Raw genomic sequence first — 16,246 nt, 5'->3', positions numbered from 1 at the left:
CGCTCAGCCGTCGAACGCGACGCGTGTCATGCGGTTGACGGTGGAACGGTCCACGAGGACGACGGAGGAGGACGGAGCCGGGGCGGCGCGGTCGCCGCTGTCGATATCGCGGATCAGGCGATCCCAGCGCCGGCAATGCAGGGTGAAGAACATCCCGTTGATGCGGCGGCCGCGGGCGTACTGACCAGCCCTGGCCACCGTCGCGGGCACGTCGAGCATGACGACGTGCAAGTCCCTGCGGTAGGCGTTCGCCCAGCGCGCGATCATCCTGCGGCTCCAGCCGAAGGTGCCGCAATCGTGGATCACCACCGGGCCCTCGGCGTCGCGCAGTGCCGCCCGGATGCTCGCGTAGTGCACGACGTGCACGACCGGACGCCACAGCGGATAGGGGAGCCAGCCGAGCCGGTGCCGCCAGCGGTTCCGCGCGTGCTGCGAATCCAGCACGATCGAACCGGACGGCCCGGCGGGCGGCGCCTCGGCCGTGGCGTCCGCGCCGAAGAACCTCCGCAACGCCGTGCTCTTGCCCGCGCCCGGCACTCCGGCGAAGATCAGTGCCGCCGTTGGGGGGTAACGCAATTCATCGATCGTCTGGCCGCGTAGATCGTGCACGCCGACTGGCGTCACCACGCCGGCGGCGGCCAGCGGCAAGCGCGGCGCGGGGGAGTGCAGGGGTAGAGCATCGAGCGGGGGGTTCACCCCTTCCAGACTCCCTAGTCCGGTCCGATTCGGCAACCGGGAAAACCCTGAGATCACGACGATGAAGGGATGATTCGGCGCGACCGGCCGGATTGCCCGGCGAGTCGGGGAAACTCACCGCTGGCTGCGGCGTGGCCGCGCTCGCACGTGCATGCGCTCGCCCTGACTGCCGAACAGGGACAGGATCTCGACCGGACCGCGCCCGGCGCTGCCGAACCAATGCGGTTGCCGGGTATCGAATTCCGCGGTCTCGCCGGGACCCATGATCAGGTCGTGTTCGCCGAGGATCAGCCGCAGCCTGCCGGAGAGCACGTACAGCCATTCGTAGCCCTCGTGCACGCGTGGGTCGGGATCCTTGCGCTCGGGCGGGAGGATCATCTTGAACGCTTGCAGCGGGCCGGGGCGGGTGGTCAGCGGCAGCACGGTGTATCCGTGGACCTGCCGCGGGGTGGCGTGCACACGCGGGTCCGCGATCTCTGGCGCCGCCACCAGCTCGTCCAGCGGCACCTGCAAGGCCATCGCGATGGGCAGCAGCAACTCCAGGCTCGCCTTGCGCTGCCCGGATTCCAGCCGCGACAGTGTGCTCTTGGAGATGCCGGTGGTCGCCGACAGCGCGGTCAGTGTGATGGTGCGGTGGGTGCGCAGCGCCTTCAGGCGGGGGCCGATATCGGCGAGCGCCCGCTTGATGCCCGGTTGGTCGTACATGTCCCCAGTGCACGCTCGTTTCCCGGAAACGGCAAATTTCGTTGCCGATACCGGGCAGTGACCGGCAACCTGAACGCGGAGGTGATCGCGGATGAGTGAACGGAGACAACGAATCATGTGCCAGCGCGCATCGCGCATGCCGGAGCCGAGGGTCGGCGAGGTGAAGGTATGAGTGAACGTAGTGAGCGAATCATGTGCCAGCGCGCATCGCGCATGCCGGAACCGAGCGCCAGCGAGGTGAAGGTATGAGTGAACGTAGTGAGCGAATCATGTGCCAGCGCGCATCGCGCATGCCGGAACCGAGCGCCAGCGAGGTGAAGGCATGAGCGAACAGAACACCGGGGATCAGGCGACCTATGACGTGGTCGTCGTCGGCGGCGGCGCGGCGGGACTCTCGGCGGCGCTGGTGTTGAGCAGGGCGCGGCGGCGAGTGGCGGTGGTCGAGGGCGGCGCTCCGCGCAACGCGCCCGCCCAGCACATGCACGGCTTCCTGTCCAGGGATGGCTTGCCGCCCACCGAGCTACTGGCGACCGGCGCCGCCGAGGTGGCGGGATACGGCGGCGAGCTGCTCGACGACGAGGTGGCAGACGCCGAAAGGGACCGGGACACAGGTGAATTCACGCTCCGCCTGGTCTCGGGCAGGCGGCTGACGGCCCGGCGCGTGCTCGTCGCGAGCGGACTGCGCGACGTGCTGCCCGACCTGCCCGGTGTGCGCGAGCGCTGGGGCGCGGACGTCCTGCACTGCCCGTACTGCCACGGCTACGAGGTGCGCGATCAGCCGCTCGGCGTGCTCGGCGGCACCGAACCAGGTGCGGTGGCCAGGGCGGTGCACGTCGCGCTGCTGCTGCCGCAGTGGTCGGCCGACGTGACCTTCTTCCCGCACACGATGGAGCTGACTCGGATCGATCTGGATCGGCTCGCCGCGCGGGGCGTGCGCGTCGTCATCGGCGAGGTCGCGCGATTGGCTGTCGAGGACGGCAGGCTGCGCGGTGTGGAGCTGGCCGACGGTCGCGCGGTGCCGCGATCGGCGGTGTTCGTCGCGCCGACCTTCGTGCCCAACGGGGACGTGCTGACCGCGCTCAGGTGCGAGACGGGGGCGGACGGCTGGGTCATGACCGACGCGCACGGACGGACCAGCGTGCCGGGGGTCTGGGCGGCGGGCAATGTCGCCGACCCGGGCGCCCAGGTGATCTCCGCCGCGGGCGCGGGATCGACGGCCGCCATCGCGATCAACGGTGACCTGGTCGAAGAGGAGTCGGCGGTCCCTGTCGTGGCGCGCTGACGCAGACCCGCTGCCGGGTGTGCGTCGACGGTGTCGCCGGAAGCTGAGAATTACTTGTGTATTCGGGGGCGGCCTCTGGATCGCCGGTAAGCTGTGAGGCGTAGGCGGAGTGTTCGGTGTCCCTCATCCACCGAAGGCTCCGCCTCCTTTCGTTTCCGCACCCCGGTTCGCGCCGCGGAGCGCGGGCAGCGGGGAGGCGGCGAGACCATGTCGAGCCAACCCCTAGAATCACGGAGTGACCAGCGCAGCCCCTGACAACTCGCGTAATCGTGCCGATGCCCTCCCCAAGAGCTGGGACCCCAGCGTCGTGGAGGCCGAGACGTACGAGCGCTGGGTAGCGGCTGGATATTTCCAGGCCGACACCGCCAGCGGCAAGCCCCCGTACTCGATCGTGCTGCCGCCGCCGAACGTCACCGGCACCCTGCACATGGGCCACGCCCTCGACCACACCCTGATGGACACCCTCGCCCGCCGCAAGCGGATGCAGGGCTACGAGGTGCTGTGGCTGCCCGGCATGGACCACGCGGGCATCGCCACCCAGACCGTGGTGGAGAAGCAGCTCGCCGTCGACGGCAAGACCAAGGAAGACTTCGGCCGCGAACTGTTCGTCGAGAAGGTCTGGGACTGGAAGCGCGAGTCCGGCGGCGCCATCCAGTGGCAGATGCGCGCCCTCGGCGACGGCATCGACTGGAGCCGCGACCGCTTCACCATGGACGAGGGCCTTTCGCGGGCCGTGCAGACCATCTTCAAGCGCCTCTACGACGCGGGCCTGATCTATCGCGCCGAGCGACTGGTGAACTGGTCGCCCGAGCTGCGCACCGCCATCTCCGACATCGAGGTCAAGCACGAGGAAGTCGCCGGCGAGCTGATCTCGCTGCGCTACGGCTCGATGAACGACGACGAACCGCACGTCATCGTGGCCACCACCCGGGTGGAGACGATGCTCGGCGACACCGCGGTGGCGGTGCACCCGGAGGACCCGCGTTACCAGGCGCTGATCGGCACCACACTGGAACACCCGATCACCGGCCGCCAGATCCCGATCGTTGCCGACGATTACGTCGACCCCGAGTTCGGTTCCGGCGCCGTGAAGATCACGCCCGCGCACGACCCGAACGACTTCGAGATCGGCCTGCGGCACAACCTGCCGATGCCGACGGTCATGGACGAGCGCGGCCGGATCGCGCACACCGGAACCGAATTCGACGGGATGGACCGTTTCGAGGCCCGCGTCAAGGTCCGCGAGCGGCTCGCCGCGGAAGGTCGCGTCGTCGCGGAGAAGCGCCCGTACCAGCACAGCGTCGGCCATTCCGAGCGCACCGGCGAACCCATCGAGCCCAGGCTCTCCATGCAGTGGTGGGTCAAGGTGGAGTCGCTGGCCAAGGCCGCGGGTGACGCGGTCCGCAACGGCGACACCGTCATCCACCCGGCCAGCCAGGAGCCGCGCTGGTTCGAGTGGGTCGACAACATGCACGACTGGACCATCTCGCGCCAGCTGTGGTGGGGCCACCGCATCCCGATCTGGTACGGCCCCGAGGGCGAAGTGATCTGCGTCGGCCCGGACGAGACCGCGCCCGAAGGCTGGGTGCAGGACCCGGACGTGCTCGACACCTGGTTCTCCTCCGGCCTGTGGCCGTTCTCCACGATGGGCTGGCCCGACGCGACGCCGGAGCTCGAGAAGTTCTATCCGACCAGCGTGCTGGTCACCGGCTACGACATCCTCTTCTTCTGGGTGGCCAGAATGATGATGTTCGGCATGTTCGTCTCCGAGGATCCGGCCATCGTCGCGGGCAAGAACTCCGGCGCGGTGCAGGTGCCGTTCAAGGACGTCTTCCTGCACGGCCTGATCCGCGACCAGTTCGGCAAGAAGATGTCGAAGTCGCGCGGCAACGGCATCGACCCGCTGGACTGGATCAAGGCATACGGAGCGGACGCGCTGCGCTTCACCTTGGCCCGCGGCGCACAGCCCGGCGGCGACCTGTCCGTCGGCGAGCCGCACGCGCTTGCCTCGCGCAGCTTCGTCACCAAGCTGTTCAACGCCACCAAGTTCGCGCTGATGAACGGCGCGGAGCCCGGTGCGCTCCCCGACCGCGCGGCGCTCACCGACGCCGACCGATGGATCCTGGATCGCCTGGATCAGGTTCTGGCCGAAGTGGATTCGGCCTTCGACGCCTACGAGTTCGGCAAGGCGTGCGAGGCGCTGTACCACTTCGCCTGGGACGAGCTGTGCGACTGGTACCTGGAGCTGGCCAAGGTGCAGTTCGCCGAGTCCGAGGAGCGGGCGGCCGCGACCAGGACCGTGCTCGGCAACGTGCTCGACTCGGTGCTGCGGCTGCTGCACCCGGTGATCCCGTTCGTCACCGAGGCACTGTGGCAGGCGCTCACCGATGGTGAGTCCGTGGTGATCGCGGCGTGGCCGCAGGCCACTGGAAACGCCGCCGACACCGTTGTGGCGCAGCGTATCTCGGACGCCCAGCGGTTGATCACCGAGATCCGCCGATTCCGCAGCGACCAGGGCCTTGCCGACAAGCAGAAGGTGGCGGCCAAGCTGATCGGCCTGGAGCACGCCGACCTCACGGCGCTGGAGCCGTCGGTCACCAACCTGGCCCGGCTCACCGCGCCCGGCGCCGAGTTCGCCGCCACCGCCGCGCTGGAGGTGCGCCTGAGCGGCGCGACGGTGACCGTCGAGCTGGATACCTCTGGCGCGGTCGACCTGGACGCCGAACGTCGACGCCTGGAGAAGGATCTGGCCGCCGCGGAGAAGGAACTGGCGGGCACCGAGGCCAAGCTCGGCAACGAGGCGTTCCTGGCCAAGGCTCCGGAGCCGGTGGTGGCCAAGATCAAGAACCGCCGCGATGTCGCCGCCGCCGAGGTGGAGCGCATCGGGGCGCGGCTAGCGGAACTGGCAGTCAAGTGAACGACGAGCCGGAGCGGCAGTACCGCGACGACAACGGAGGCGCCCGGCTCGGGTCAGGGCCGTCGCCGGTGGAGCTCGCCGAGATGGCGCTTGTCGAGGCGGAACTCGACCAGCGCTGGCCGGAGACCAAGATCGAGCCCTCGCTCACCCGCATCGCCACCCTGATGGACCTGCTCGGCTCACCGCAGCAGAGCTATCCGGCGATCCACATCGCGGGCACCAACGGCAAGACCTCGGTCACCCGCATGATCGACGCGCTGCTCACCGCGCTGCACCGGCGGACCGGCCGCATCACCAGCCCGCACCTGCAACTGGCCACCGAGCGGATCAGCATCGACAATGCGCCGATCAGCCCGGCCAAGTACGTCGAGACCTATCGCGAGCTACAGCCCTACGTCGAGATGATCGACGCGCAGTCCGCCACGGCGGGCGGTCCGGCGATGAGCAAGTTCGAGGTGCTCACCGGCATGGCCTACGCCGCGTTCGCGGAGGCGCCGGTCGACGTGGCGGTCGTGGAGACCGGCATGGGCGGCACCTGGGACGCCACCAACGTGATCGACGGCCAGGTCGCGGTGATCACCCCGATCGGGTTGGACCACGTCGACTACCTCGGCCCCGACCTCGCCGCCATCGCGGGGGAGAAGGCCGGGATCATCAAACGCGCTCCGGAGGGCCTGGTTCCGCGTGACAACGTCGCGGTGATCGCGCAGCAGGAGCCCGAGGCCATGGAGGTGCTGCTGCGCCGGGCCGTCGAGGTGGATGCCGCAGTGGCCCGCGAAGGCTCGGAGTTCCAGGTGCTCGCGCGCCGCATCGCCGTCGGCGGCCAGCAGCTCGAGCTTCAGGGTCTCGGAGGCGTGTACGACGAGATCTTCCTGCCGCTGCACGGCGAGCACCAGGCGCGCAATGCGGTGCTTGCGTTGGCCGCGGTGGAGGCATTCTTCGGCGCGGGCGCCGAGCGTCAGCTCGATATCGACGCCGTGCGCGCCGGATTCGCCTCCGTCACCAGCCCGGGCCGCATGGAGCGGATGCGCAGCGCGCCGACCATCTTCATCGACGCCGCGCACAACCCGGCGGGCGCGCGGGCGCTCGCCGCCACCCTCGACGAGGAATTCGACTTCCGGAAGCTGGTCGGCGTCGTCGCGGTGCTCGGCGACAAGGACGCCGCGGGCATTCTCGAGGCGCTGGAGCCGGTGTTCGACGAGATCGTCGTCACCACCAACGGCTCGCCGCGCGCCATGGACATCGACAGCCTGGCGAACCTGGCCGTGCAGCGGTTCGGCGACGAGCGCGTGGTCACCGCCGACACGCTGCCCGACGCGCTGGAGACCGCGATCGCCATCGCCGAGGAGGTCGGCGACCCGGTCGAGGCGGTCTCGGGCGCGGGCGTCGTCGTCACCGGCTCGGTGGTCACGGCGGGCGCGGCGCGCGCACTGTTCGGCAAGGATCCCGCGTGATCGGCGGCGAACCCACATCCACGAAGGGGCCGGTGAGCACAGCATGAGTGAGCCAAGCGAGCGCGATCAGAACGCGGCCGCTTCCGAACGACCGGCCGCGGCCTCCGCGCCCGATCCGTGGAAGGGCCTGCGCGGCGTCATGGCGGGCACGTTGATCCTCGAGTCCATCGTGGTGCTGCTCGCGCTGCCGGTGGTCGCCGACGTCGGCGGCGGCATCAGCTGGTTGTCCGGCAGCTACCTGGTGATCCTCGCGCTGCTGATGATCCTCGGCGCGGGCCTGCAGCGCCGGTCCTGGGCGCTGCCGTTCAACCTCGGCCTCCAGGTCCTGGTGATACTCGGCGCGTTCATCCACCTGTCCATCGGCATCATCGGCCTGCTCTTCGCGGCCGTCTGGGCGTTCATCCTGATGCTGCGCGCCGAGGTCAAGCGCCGCATGGACCAGGGCCTGCTGCCCAGCCAGCGAATGAACCGGTAGGCGTACCTCCGCATTCGCTCCGGCCATGCGCGGGCTGTCGGCGGACTGCGTCCGGCAGTGTCCATTGGGCGTACCTCCAGCCTTCGCTCCGGCCATACGCGAGCTGTCGGCGGACTGCGTCCGGCGGTGTCCATCAGCGGTCCGGAACGGCTGCTGACGCGGATCGAACGCGGGTGGGAGCATCGCGGCTGAACGCTGGTTCGGTAGTGGGGGAGGAGGTCGATTACGCTGTGCGCCGTGACTGAGCAGACGTTGGTACTCATCAAGCCGGACGGCGTGGCCCGTGGCCTGGTCGGCGAGGTGCTGGCCCGTATCGAGCGCAAGGGCCTGAAGATCGCGGCCCTGGAGCTGAAGCAGGTGTCCGAGGAACTGGCCGGGGAACACTACGCCGAGCACGCCGAGAAGCCGTTCTTCGGCTCCTTGATCGAGTTCATCACCTCCGGCCCGGTCGTGGCCGCAGTCTTGGAGGGCCCGCGCGCCATCGCCGCGTTCCGGCAGATCGCGGGCGGCACCGACCCCGTGGAGAAGGCGGTGCCGGGCAGCATCCGCGGCGACTTCGCCCTCGAGACCCAGTACAACCTCGTGCACGGCTCGGACTCTCCCGAGTCGGCCAAGCGCGAGATCGGGCTCTGGTTCCCCGAGTTCCCTGCCTGAGTTCCGCCGCCCACTCGCCGCGCCCCTCCGGCGTGGCGAGAACCGCGCGGGCATCGCGGGCTCGCGCATCACATCGCCCCTTGTCACGCCGGGTCGTACCGATGGGGCAAACCCGGGGCATCGGGCCGCTCACGCGCCGATGGCGAACCACGGGCGCACGATGTGGGATACTGGCAGTGGTCGTCAACGACACCGACCGTTCGCGCAGGTACGCGAATGGCCGGCGGCGATGGCGACCGGATGACACCGCGGTTCGATGCCGATCATCGCTGCCACGGACAGTCGCGCCCGGTTGCTGAGGGTGTGGCGGTCCGCGCAGGCACGCTGGATGAGCGCTCGTTTCCACGGAGTTCAGCCAACAGCCAGGCGCCGCGTGACCAGTTAGCCCGAAGACGAAGAACCAGGTGACAACCGGGCACGCGGGGCGAGACCACAGGACCTCGCGTCGACGGCGTGAGGTGTACGGACAGCGCCCCCGCGTTGGCCGCGTCACTCCGTACCGGGAGGGACGCGCCCGGGGGCCCGAGGAGACTTCGTGGCCGATCAAGAGCCGCTGGAAACAACATCACAGGATGCCGATCAATTGCCGGAGCGAATCCGAGTTCACGCGCTTGCCAAGCGGCTGGGAGTGACGAGCAAGCGCATCCTGGCCAAACTCACCGAGCTGGGCGCCGACGCGCGCAGCGCGCAATCCAACGTCGACCGGGCGGTCGCGGAAACGGTGCGCGACGCGCTCGTCGCCACCGAACCCGACGCGGCGACTCCCGCCGCCGAAGCCGAACCGCCTCCCGCCGAGCCAGCGGCGGCAGAGGCGGTCGCGCCGGAGCCAGAGAAGCCGGAGGCCGCGCAACCGAGCGGACTGCTCTTCTCCGCCCCGGATCCGGTGCACACCGGGCTACCGACGGCGAGCGCCAAGCCGACGCAGCTGTTCACCCACGCCGAACCCGTCGAGCCGCCGGTCGCGGCGCCGCCGGTCTTCGAGGCGCCGTCCGTTGCCGCGCCGCTGTTCCTGTCGCCCGACGCGGCGGCCGCCGAGCAGATGCGCAAGCAGCGCCGTGCCGAGCGCGAGGCCAAGCGCGCCGAGGAGATCGCCGCGCAGGAGATCGCCGCGCAGGAGATCGCCGCGCAGGAGGTTGTCGCGCAGGAGGTCGTCGAGGAGGAACCCGAGACCACCGAGGACGAGCAGGACAGCGCCGAGCAGCACGGCGACGGTGAAGGCCTGCCGCGCCGTCGTCGCCGCGGCAGGCGCGGTCGCGGCCGTGGCCGCGGCGAGCAGCACGCCGACTCCGACACCGAGGACGACGAGGAGTCCGAGTCCGAGGAGGAGCCCGCCGCCGAGGGCGCGGAAGCCGCCGAGGCGAGCGAGGAGGGCGAGGCCGACAGCGAGCACGAGGACGCGGTGCCGGAGGGCGCGAGCCGCCGTCGTCGCCGTCGCCGTCGCCGCAAGGTCGGTGGTGAGGGCGACGCCGAGCCCTCCGACGACGACCCGCCGAACACCGTGGTGCACGAGCGTGAGCCGCGTAACAAGAGCCGCAGCCGGGCCGCCTCGGACGAGGTGCAGGGCATCACCGGCTCCACCCGCCTGGAGGCGAAGCGTCAGCGTCGCCGCGACGGTCGCGAGGCCGGTCGCCGCCGCCCGCCGATCCTGACCGAGTCGGAATTCCTGGCCCGCCGCGAGGCGGTCGACCGGGTGATGGTGGTGCGCGAGAAGTCGTTCCCCGAACACCCGGCCGCCACCCAGGTCGCGGTGCTCGAGGACAACATCCTCGTCGAGCACTTCGTCACCAACACCGGCCAGGCCTCCATGGTCGGCAACGTCTACCTCGGCAAGGTGCAGAACGTGCTGCCCAGCATGGAGGCGGCGTTCGTCGACATCGGCCGCGGCCGCAACGGCGTGCTGTACGCGGGCGAGGTGAACTGGGAGGCCGCCGGGCTCGGCGGCAAGGAGCGCAAGATCGAGCAGGCGCTCAAGCCCGGCGATCAGGTGCTGGTTCAGGTGTCCAAGGACCCGGTCGGGCACAAGGGTGCCAGGCTCACCACCCAGATCAGCCTGGCCGGTCGCTTCCTGGTGTACGTGCCCGGCGGCACCTCCACCGGCATCAGCCGCAAGCTGCCCGACACCGAGCGCAAGCGCCTCAAGGAGATCCTGCGCGACATCGTGCCCGCCGACGCGGGTGTGATCATTCGCACTGCCTCCGAGGGCGTCAGCGAGGCCGAGCTGGCCCGCGACGTGGAGCGGCTGCAGACCACGTGGCGTTCCATCGAGCAGCAGGCGAACAGGGACGGCGGCGCGCCGAAGACGTTGTACGAGGAGCCCGATCTCCTGGTCAAGGTTATCCGCGACCTGTTCAACGAGGACTTCTCGCGGCTGGTCATCGAGGGTGACCGGGCGTGGAGCACGGTCGAGAACTACATCCGCACCGTCGCGCCGGACCTGCTCGCGCGGGTCTCCCGGCACGAGAACAACGGCGTGGACGTCTTCGAGACCTTCCGTATCGACGAGCAGCTGGGCAAGGCGCTCGATCGCAAGGTGTGGCTGCCTTCCGGCGGCACCCTGGTGATCGACCGCACCGAGGCCATGACCGTCATCGACGTCAACACCGGCAAGTTCACCGGGTCGGGCAACAGCAACCTGGAGGAGACCGTCACCAGGAACAACCTGGAGGCGGCCGAGGAGATCGTGCGCCAGATGCGGCTGCGCGACATCGGCGGCATGATCGTCGTCGACTTCATCGACATGGTGCTCGAGTCGAACCGCGACCTGGTGCTGCGCCGCCTGACCGAGGCGCTCGGCAGGGACCGCACCCGGCACCAGGTCTCCGAGGTGACCTCGCTCGGCCTGGTCCAGATGACCCGCAAGAAGCTGGGCACCGGGCTGGTCGAGGCGTTCTCGACCACCTGCGAGCACTGCCACGGCCGCGGCATCCTGGTGCACACCTACCCGGTGGAGCTCGTGCCGGCCGAGGACACCTCGACCCGTCGGGAGGGCGGCTCGCGTCGCCGCCGCGGCCGGGACAAGAGTGCGGCCGCCGCGGTTGCCACGAACGGCACGCCGCCGCCGAGCGAGTCGGTCGAGGAAGAGGCCGCCGTCAAGCGGGCGCATCCGGTGGCACTGGCCATGGCCGCGCACAACACCGCGGACTCCGAGACCGAGGAGCCGGTCGCCGAGGCCGAGGTCGTCGCTACCGATGCCGATGCGGTGGCGGCGAATGTGGCCGATGCCGTGGCAGCCGCCCGAGAGGCGATTGTCGAGGAAATTGCCGAGGCCGAGCCGTGGGCCGAGGAGGCCGCCGAGGTCGAAGCGGTGACCGAGGAAGCCGTCGGGGTCGTGGCCGAGGAGGCTGTCGCGGAAGCGGCGGTCGCCGAGGAGGTCGAGGCCGAGAAGGTGGCCGAGGCGCTGGAGGAGCAGGTCGAAACGGTTGTTTCGGCACCCGCGGAGACCGACCTGGTTTCGGTGACCGAAGAGCCCGCGCCGGTGCGAGAGGAGGCCGCTGTCGCCGCCGCCGACCGAGCGGTTGCCAACGGTGAACCGGCGCCCCGGCTGGCGCCTCGCCGCCGCCGGGTGGCACGTTCGGCGGCCGCGCCGGCCGCTGACAGCGCCGGAGCCGTGTTCGTGCTGTCCAGCGCCGACCAGGGCGGCGCGCCCGCGGTCGACTACTCGGAGCCCCAGCCGGTCGAACTGCCGCAACGTGGGCGTCCGCGCCGCAGGGCTGTCGGCCGTCCCGCCGGCCCGCCGGTCGATACGCCCAGCTGAGTCGCGTGTGATTCGGCCGGTCGGACCCGAGAGGGGCGACCGGCCGAATCCGTTCGGGCGTCGGACAGCTCGGTGAAATCCGCCCCTGACGGGATTGCCGAGCGAGTGCCGACCGCCGAATTGGGTCCTGGACCGGGGGTCTGGTAACCTTGGACGGTCGCTGCCTGGCGATGCGCCCAAAGCTGCTGAACGCAGCGAGGTATGCGCCCCGTGCAGCAACCAGCCAAGACAATTCACGTCGCGACCTGTGGCGTGAGTGAAGCACGAGAAGACATCGAGTGGAGGAAGCCGACCGATGGCAACGTACGCGATCGTCAAGACCGGCGGAAAGCAGTACAAGGTCGCGGTCGGTGACCTGGTGAAGGTCGAAAAGATCGAGGGTGCGCCGGGTTCCGCCGTCGAGCTCTCGCCCGTCCTCGTGGTGGACGGCGCCGAACTGACCACCGACGCGGCCAAGCTGGCCGAGCGTTCGGTGACCGCGGAGCTGGTCGAGCAGACCAAGGGCCCCAAGATCCGCATTCACAAGTTCAAGAACAAGACCGGCTACCACAAGCGCCAAGGTCACCGTCAGCCGCTGACGGTCCTGAAGGTCACCGGCATCAAGTAAGACATCCCGAGGAGACTCAGCTATGGCACACAAGAAGGGCGCGTCCAGCTCCCGGAACGGACGCGATTCCAACGCCCAGCGACTCGGCGTCAAGCGCTTCGGCGGCCAGACCGTCAAGGCAGGCGAGATCCTGGTGCGTCAGCGTGGCACCCACTTCCACCCCGGCGTGAACGTCGGTCGTGGCGGTGACGACACCCTGTTCGCCCTCGAGGCGGGCGCGGTCCAGTTCGGCACCAAGCGTGGCCGCAAGACCGTCAACATCGTCGTCCCGGAGCCGGTTCAGGCCTGACCGCCTAGCCGATCCAGACAAAGCCGAGCGGGTCAGGGTACGTCACCCTGACCCGCTTTTCGCGTTCTCCTGGCGGCGACCGCCGACGAATCAGCGCGAGCCCTCGAAGAACGACCAGCCCAGAAGGAGGATGATTCGACCCATGTCGAAATTCATCGACCGTGTCGTGCTGCACGTGCGTGCCGGGAAGGGCGGTCATGGGTGCGCGTCGGTGCACCGCGAGAAGTTCAAGCCGCTCGGCGGACCGGACGGCGGCAACGGCGGCAACGGCGGCGACGTCATCCTCGAGGTCGACGGCAACGTACACACGTTGCTCGACTTCCACTTCCACCCGCACGCCAAGGCAGGCAGCGGCAAGCCGGGCGAGGGCGGCAACCGGGACGGCAAGACCGGCGGCGACCTCCTGCTGAAGGTGCCGGACGGCACCGTCGTGCTGGACAAGGACGGCGAGATCCTGGCCGACCTGGTCGGCGTCGGCAACCAATACGTCGCCGCTCGTGGCGGACGCGGCGGGCTCGGCAACGCCTCGCTGGCGTCCAAGGCACGCAAGGCGCCCGGCTTCGCGCTGCTCGGCGAGGAGGGCGAGGAACGCGAGCTCGTCCTGGAACTGAAGTCGGTCGCCGACGTCGGTCTGGTCGGCTTCCCGTCGGCGGGCAAGTCCTCGCTGGTCTCGGTGCTCTCCGCGGCCAAGCCGAAGATCGCCGACTACCCGTTCACCACGCTGGTGCCGAACCTCGGCGTGGTGGCCAGCGGCGACACCACCTTCACCATCGCCGACGTGCCCGGCCTGATCCCCGGCGCCAGCGAAGGCCGCGGTCTCGGCCTCGACTTCCTGCGCCACCTGGAGCGTTGCGCGGTGCTCGCGCACGTCGTCGACTGCGCGACCCTCGAACCGGGCCGCGATCCCGTCTCCGACGTCGACGCGCTCGAGGCCGAGCTGGCCGCGTACAAGCCCGCGCTCGCCGCCGACGCCGGTCTCGGTGATCTGGCCGATCGCCCCCGCGTGGTGATCCTGAACAAGACCGACGTCCCTGACGCCGCTGAGCTGGCCGAAATGGTCACGGCCGAGTTCGCCGAGCGCGGCTGGCCGGTCTTCGAGATCTCCGCCGTGAGCCGAGCCGGCTTGCGCCCCTTGACCTTCGCGCTCGCCGACCTGGTGCGCGAATACCGCGAGGCGCACCCGAAGGCCGCGCCCAAGCGTCCGGTGATCCGGCCGATCGCGGTGGACGAGTCCGGCTTCAGCGTGATCGCCGACCCGGACGAGCCGGGCGGCTTCATCGTGCGCGGCGCGCGCCCGGAGCGCTGGGTGCGGCAGACCCAGTTCGACAACGACGAGGCGGTCGGCTACCTGGCCGACCGGCTGGCTCGCCTCGGCGTCGAGGACGAGTTGGTGCGTCTCGGCGCCGAACCGGGCGCCCCGGTCACCATCGGAGACGTCAGCTTCGACTGGGAGCCGCAGATCTCGGCGGGCATCGACCGGGTGCCCACCGGTCGCGGCACCGATGTTCGTCTGGAGCAGAGCGACCGGGTCGGCGCCGCCGAGCGCAAGCACGCCTCTCGCGTGCGTCGCGGCCTGGTCACGGAGGACGAGGACCGGTCGTGAAAAGCGCCGCCGCCGAACGGTTTCGAACGTCCGGCGGCGGTCTCGCGGGAACGGCTTTGGCAGACTGGACAGCACTTTCGGTTGCGGTACAAGGAGTTCAGTTGTGACGCAGGTGAATTCGGAGCTAGCGGACGCGATGTCGCCCGGCGGGCTCAGCGAGGCGCGGCAGGCGATCACCGCGGCGCGCAGTGTCGTGGTGAAGATCGGCTCGTCGGCCTTGACCAGCCTGAAGGGCGGTCTGGACACGACGCGGCTCGACCGTCTCGCCGACGCCGTCGAGGCCCGCATGCGCGCGGGTTCGGACGTCGTCGTCGTCTCGTCCGGCGCCATCGGTGCGGGTATCGCTCCGCTCGGGTTGTCCAGCCGCCCAAGGGATCTGGCGACCAAGCAGGCGGCGGCCAGCGTCGGCCAGCTGGCGCTGGCGCACGCGTGGGGCACCTCCTTCGCCCGTTACGGCCGGACCGTCGGGCAGGTGCTGCTGAGCGCCGACGATTTCTCCCGCCGCGAGCATCACCGCAACGCCCAGCGCACCCTGGACCGACTGCGTTCGCTCGGCGCGGTCGCGGTGGTCAACGAGAACGACACGGTCGCCACCGAAGAGATCCGGTTCGGCGACAACGACCGGCTCGCGGCGCTCGTCGCGCACCTGGTTGGCGCCGACGCCCTGATCCTGCTCTCCGACGTGGAGGGCCTCTACGACGGTGATCCCCGCAAGGGCGCCGCCAATTTCATCCCCGAGGTCCGCAGCAGCGCCGATCTGGACGGTGTCATCGCGGGCAGCGGCGGCGCGCTCGGCACCGGCGGCATGGCCTCCAAGCTCTCCGCCGCGCGGCTGGCCGCCGACGCAGGCGTCCCCGTCCTGCTCGCCGCCGCCGAGGAAGCCGCCACCGCGCTCGCCTCCGGCACCGTCGGCACCGCCTTCGCCGCGCGCCCGGTTCGCCTGTCGGCCCGCAAGTTCTGGGTCCGGCACGCGGCCGACAGCCGCGGCGCGCTCGTCCTCGACGACGGCGCCGTGCAGGCCGTCGCCCACCGCCGCCGCTCGCTGCTCGCCGCAGGCATCACCGCCGTCCGCGGCCGCTTCTACGGCGGCGACGTAGTCGACCTGCTGGCGCCCGATCACCGCCTGATCGCCCGCGGCGTCGTCGAATACGACAGCACCGAACTCTCCACCATGCTCGGCCGCTCCACAACCGAACTCCCGGACACCATGCAACGCCCGGTAATCCACGCCGACGACTTGGTCAAGGCCTGAGCCACTGGCACTGCCGACCTCGGCGCGGCCCCGGGTCCCTGATCACCCGGCCCACCGGACACCTCTGAGCCGCTCCTCGGCCGCTATGCCCTACCCGGCGATTGCCTACCCGACCGCGACGCCAGCTGGTCCACCTCAACTCGCTGGCTCTCGAGCGCATGCGACCTCACACACCGTCCGTACGCCTCACATAGGCAGTAGCTCTGTGAGGCGTGCAACCGGTGTGTGAGGACCGTGCCGGGGCGGTCGCGCTGGCGGCGAACCTTTCGCGCACACCGAAGCGCTCCGGCCCAGGCGACAGTTGGATGAGCAGCGCTCTCGTGCAGGCTGGGTCCCTACGGATCGCTTGGCCGAGGGATCTGCGGCTTCCACACATTGTTCGTACGCCTCACATAGGCAGTAGCTCTGTGAGGCGTGCAAGCGGTGTGTGGGAGCGCCCGTGCCGGGGCTGTCCCCGGCGGCGAGCTTTGTTCGGCCTCGCAGGGCTTGTGTACGCCTCGCAGAGGGTGTGGTGTCTGCGAGGAGTGTGGATGGGCTGCGAGGGTGTTGCGGTGGGGT

The 16,246-nt window shown here is 70.1% G+C and carries 12 protein-coding genes; 10 read left to right on the top strand and 2 right to left on the bottom strand.

All coding sequences use genetic code 11. From position 1 onward, the window contains the following. Positions 1-3: 3 nt before the first annotated feature. Positions 4-696 (bottom strand): hypothetical protein, encoded by a 693-nt coding sequence (locus AB0H50_RS20160; RefSeq protein WP_357454577.1) that lies wholly within the window; start codon positions 694-696, stop codon positions 4-6. A gap of 114 nt (positions 697-810) precedes the next feature. Beyond that, positions 811-1,401, bottom strand: a complete 591-nt coding sequence (locus tag AB0H50_RS20155) for an XRE family transcriptional regulator (protein WP_357454574.1) — start codon at positions 1,399-1,401, stop codon at positions 811-813. A gap of 322 nt (positions 1,402-1,723) precedes the next feature. Here AB0H50_RS20155 and AB0H50_RS20150 point away from each other — a divergent pair, with 322 nt between their 5' ends. From AB0H50_RS20150 to proB, 10 genes are all read left to right on the top strand, one after another. After that, entirely contained in the window at positions 1,724-2,683 is a 960-nt protein-coding gene (locus tag AB0H50_RS20150; RefSeq protein WP_357454571.1) for an NAD(P)/FAD-dependent oxidoreductase, read from the top strand. A gap of 235 nt (positions 2,684-2,918) precedes the next feature. Further along, the gene (locus AB0H50_RS20145; protein WP_357454568.1) at positions 2,919-5,600 is read left to right on the top strand and encodes a valine--tRNA ligase; all 2,682 of its coding nucleotides are present in this window, start codon (positions 2,919-2,921) and stop codon (positions 5,598-5,600) included. 83 nt (positions 5,601-5,683) lie between these two features. Then, on the top strand, positions 5,684-7,054 hold the full coding sequence (locus AB0H50_RS20140; RefSeq protein ID WP_357455338.1) for a folylpolyglutamate synthase/dihydrofolate synthase family protein: 1,371 nt from the start codon (positions 5,684-5,686) through the stop codon (positions 7,052-7,054). A 43-nt stretch (positions 7,055-7,097) separates the two neighbouring features. Further along, positions 7,098-7,529, top strand: a complete 432-nt coding sequence (locus tag AB0H50_RS20135) for a DUF4233 domain-containing protein (protein ID WP_357454565.1) — start codon at positions 7,098-7,100, stop codon at positions 7,527-7,529. A 237-nt stretch (positions 7,530-7,766) separates the two neighbouring features. Further along, positions 7,767-8,183: a nucleoside-diphosphate kinase gene (gene ndk / locus AB0H50_RS20130; RefSeq protein WP_355000843.1), complete on the top strand. Its 417-nt coding sequence runs from the start codon at positions 7,767-7,769 to the stop codon at positions 8,181-8,183. A 535-nt stretch (positions 8,184-8,718) separates the two neighbouring features. Further along, positions 8,719-11,937, top strand: a complete 3,219-nt coding sequence (locus tag AB0H50_RS20125; RefSeq protein WP_357454562.1) for a translation initiation factor IF-2 N-terminal domain-containing protein — start codon at positions 8,719-8,721, stop codon at positions 11,935-11,937. Positions 11,938-12,232: 295 nt separating this feature from the next. Beyond that, entirely contained in the window at positions 12,233-12,544 is a 312-nt protein-coding gene (gene rplU, locus AB0H50_RS20120) for a 50S ribosomal protein L21 (protein ID WP_068065454.1), read from the top strand. 22 nt (positions 12,545-12,566) lie between these two features. Then, positions 12,567-12,833 (top strand): 50S ribosomal protein L27, encoded by a 267-nt coding sequence (gene rpmA, locus AB0H50_RS20115; RefSeq protein ID WP_068065451.1) that lies wholly within the window; start codon positions 12,567-12,569, stop codon positions 12,831-12,833. A 142-nt stretch (positions 12,834-12,975) separates the two neighbouring features. Next, the gene (gene obgE, locus AB0H50_RS20110) at positions 12,976-14,436 is read left to right on the top strand and encodes a GTPase ObgE (RefSeq protein WP_357454559.1); all 1,461 of its coding nucleotides are present in this window, start codon (positions 12,976-12,978) and stop codon (positions 14,434-14,436) included. A gap of 136 nt (positions 14,437-14,572) precedes the next feature. Beyond that, on the top strand, positions 14,573-15,688 hold the full coding sequence (gene proB / locus AB0H50_RS20105; RefSeq protein WP_357455335.1) for a glutamate 5-kinase: 1,116 nt from the start codon (positions 14,573-14,575) through the stop codon (positions 15,686-15,688). Positions 15,689-16,246 lie beyond the last annotated feature (558 nt).

It is taken from the genome of Nocardia sp. NPDC050793 (assembly GCF_040654065.1).
In the GTDB taxonomy this organism is placed as follows: domain Bacteria; phylum Actinomycetota; class Actinomycetes; order Mycobacteriales; family Mycobacteriaceae; genus Nocardia.
Note: the sequence above shows the minus strand (reverse complement) of the source record. Positions and strands in the feature narration are given on the sequence as shown.

Bases quoted from the DNA above. Each gene is read 5' to 3' on its own strand.
- rpmA (WP_068065451.1), top strand. From the start codon at position 12,567: ATGGCACACAAGAAGGGCGCGTCCAGCTCCCGGAACGGACGCGATTCC.
- AB0H50_RS20140 (WP_357455338.1), top strand. From the start codon at position 5,684: ATGGCGCTTGTCGAGGCGGAACTCGACCAGCGCTGGCCGGAGACCAAG.
- AB0H50_RS20150 (WP_357454571.1), top strand. From the start codon at position 1,724: ATGAGCGAACAGAACACCGGGGATCAGGCGACCTATGACGTGGTCGTC.
- proB (WP_357455335.1), top strand. From the start codon at position 14,573: ATGTCGCCCGGCGGGCTCAGCGAGGCGCGGCAGGCGATCACCGCGGCG.
- AB0H50_RS20155 (WP_357454574.1), bottom strand. From the start codon at position 1,401: ATGTACGACCAACCGGGCATCAAGCGGGCGCTCGCCGATATCGGCCCC.
- obgE (WP_357454559.1), top strand. From the start codon at position 12,976: ATGTCGAAATTCATCGACCGTGTCGTGCTGCACGTGCGTGCCGGGAAG.
- rplU (WP_068065454.1), top strand. From the start codon at position 12,233: ATGGCAACGTACGCGATCGTCAAGACCGGCGGAAAGCAGTACAAGGTC.
- AB0H50_RS20135 (WP_357454565.1), top strand. From the start codon at position 7,098: ATGAGTGAGCCAAGCGAGCGCGATCAGAACGCGGCCGCTTCCGAACGA.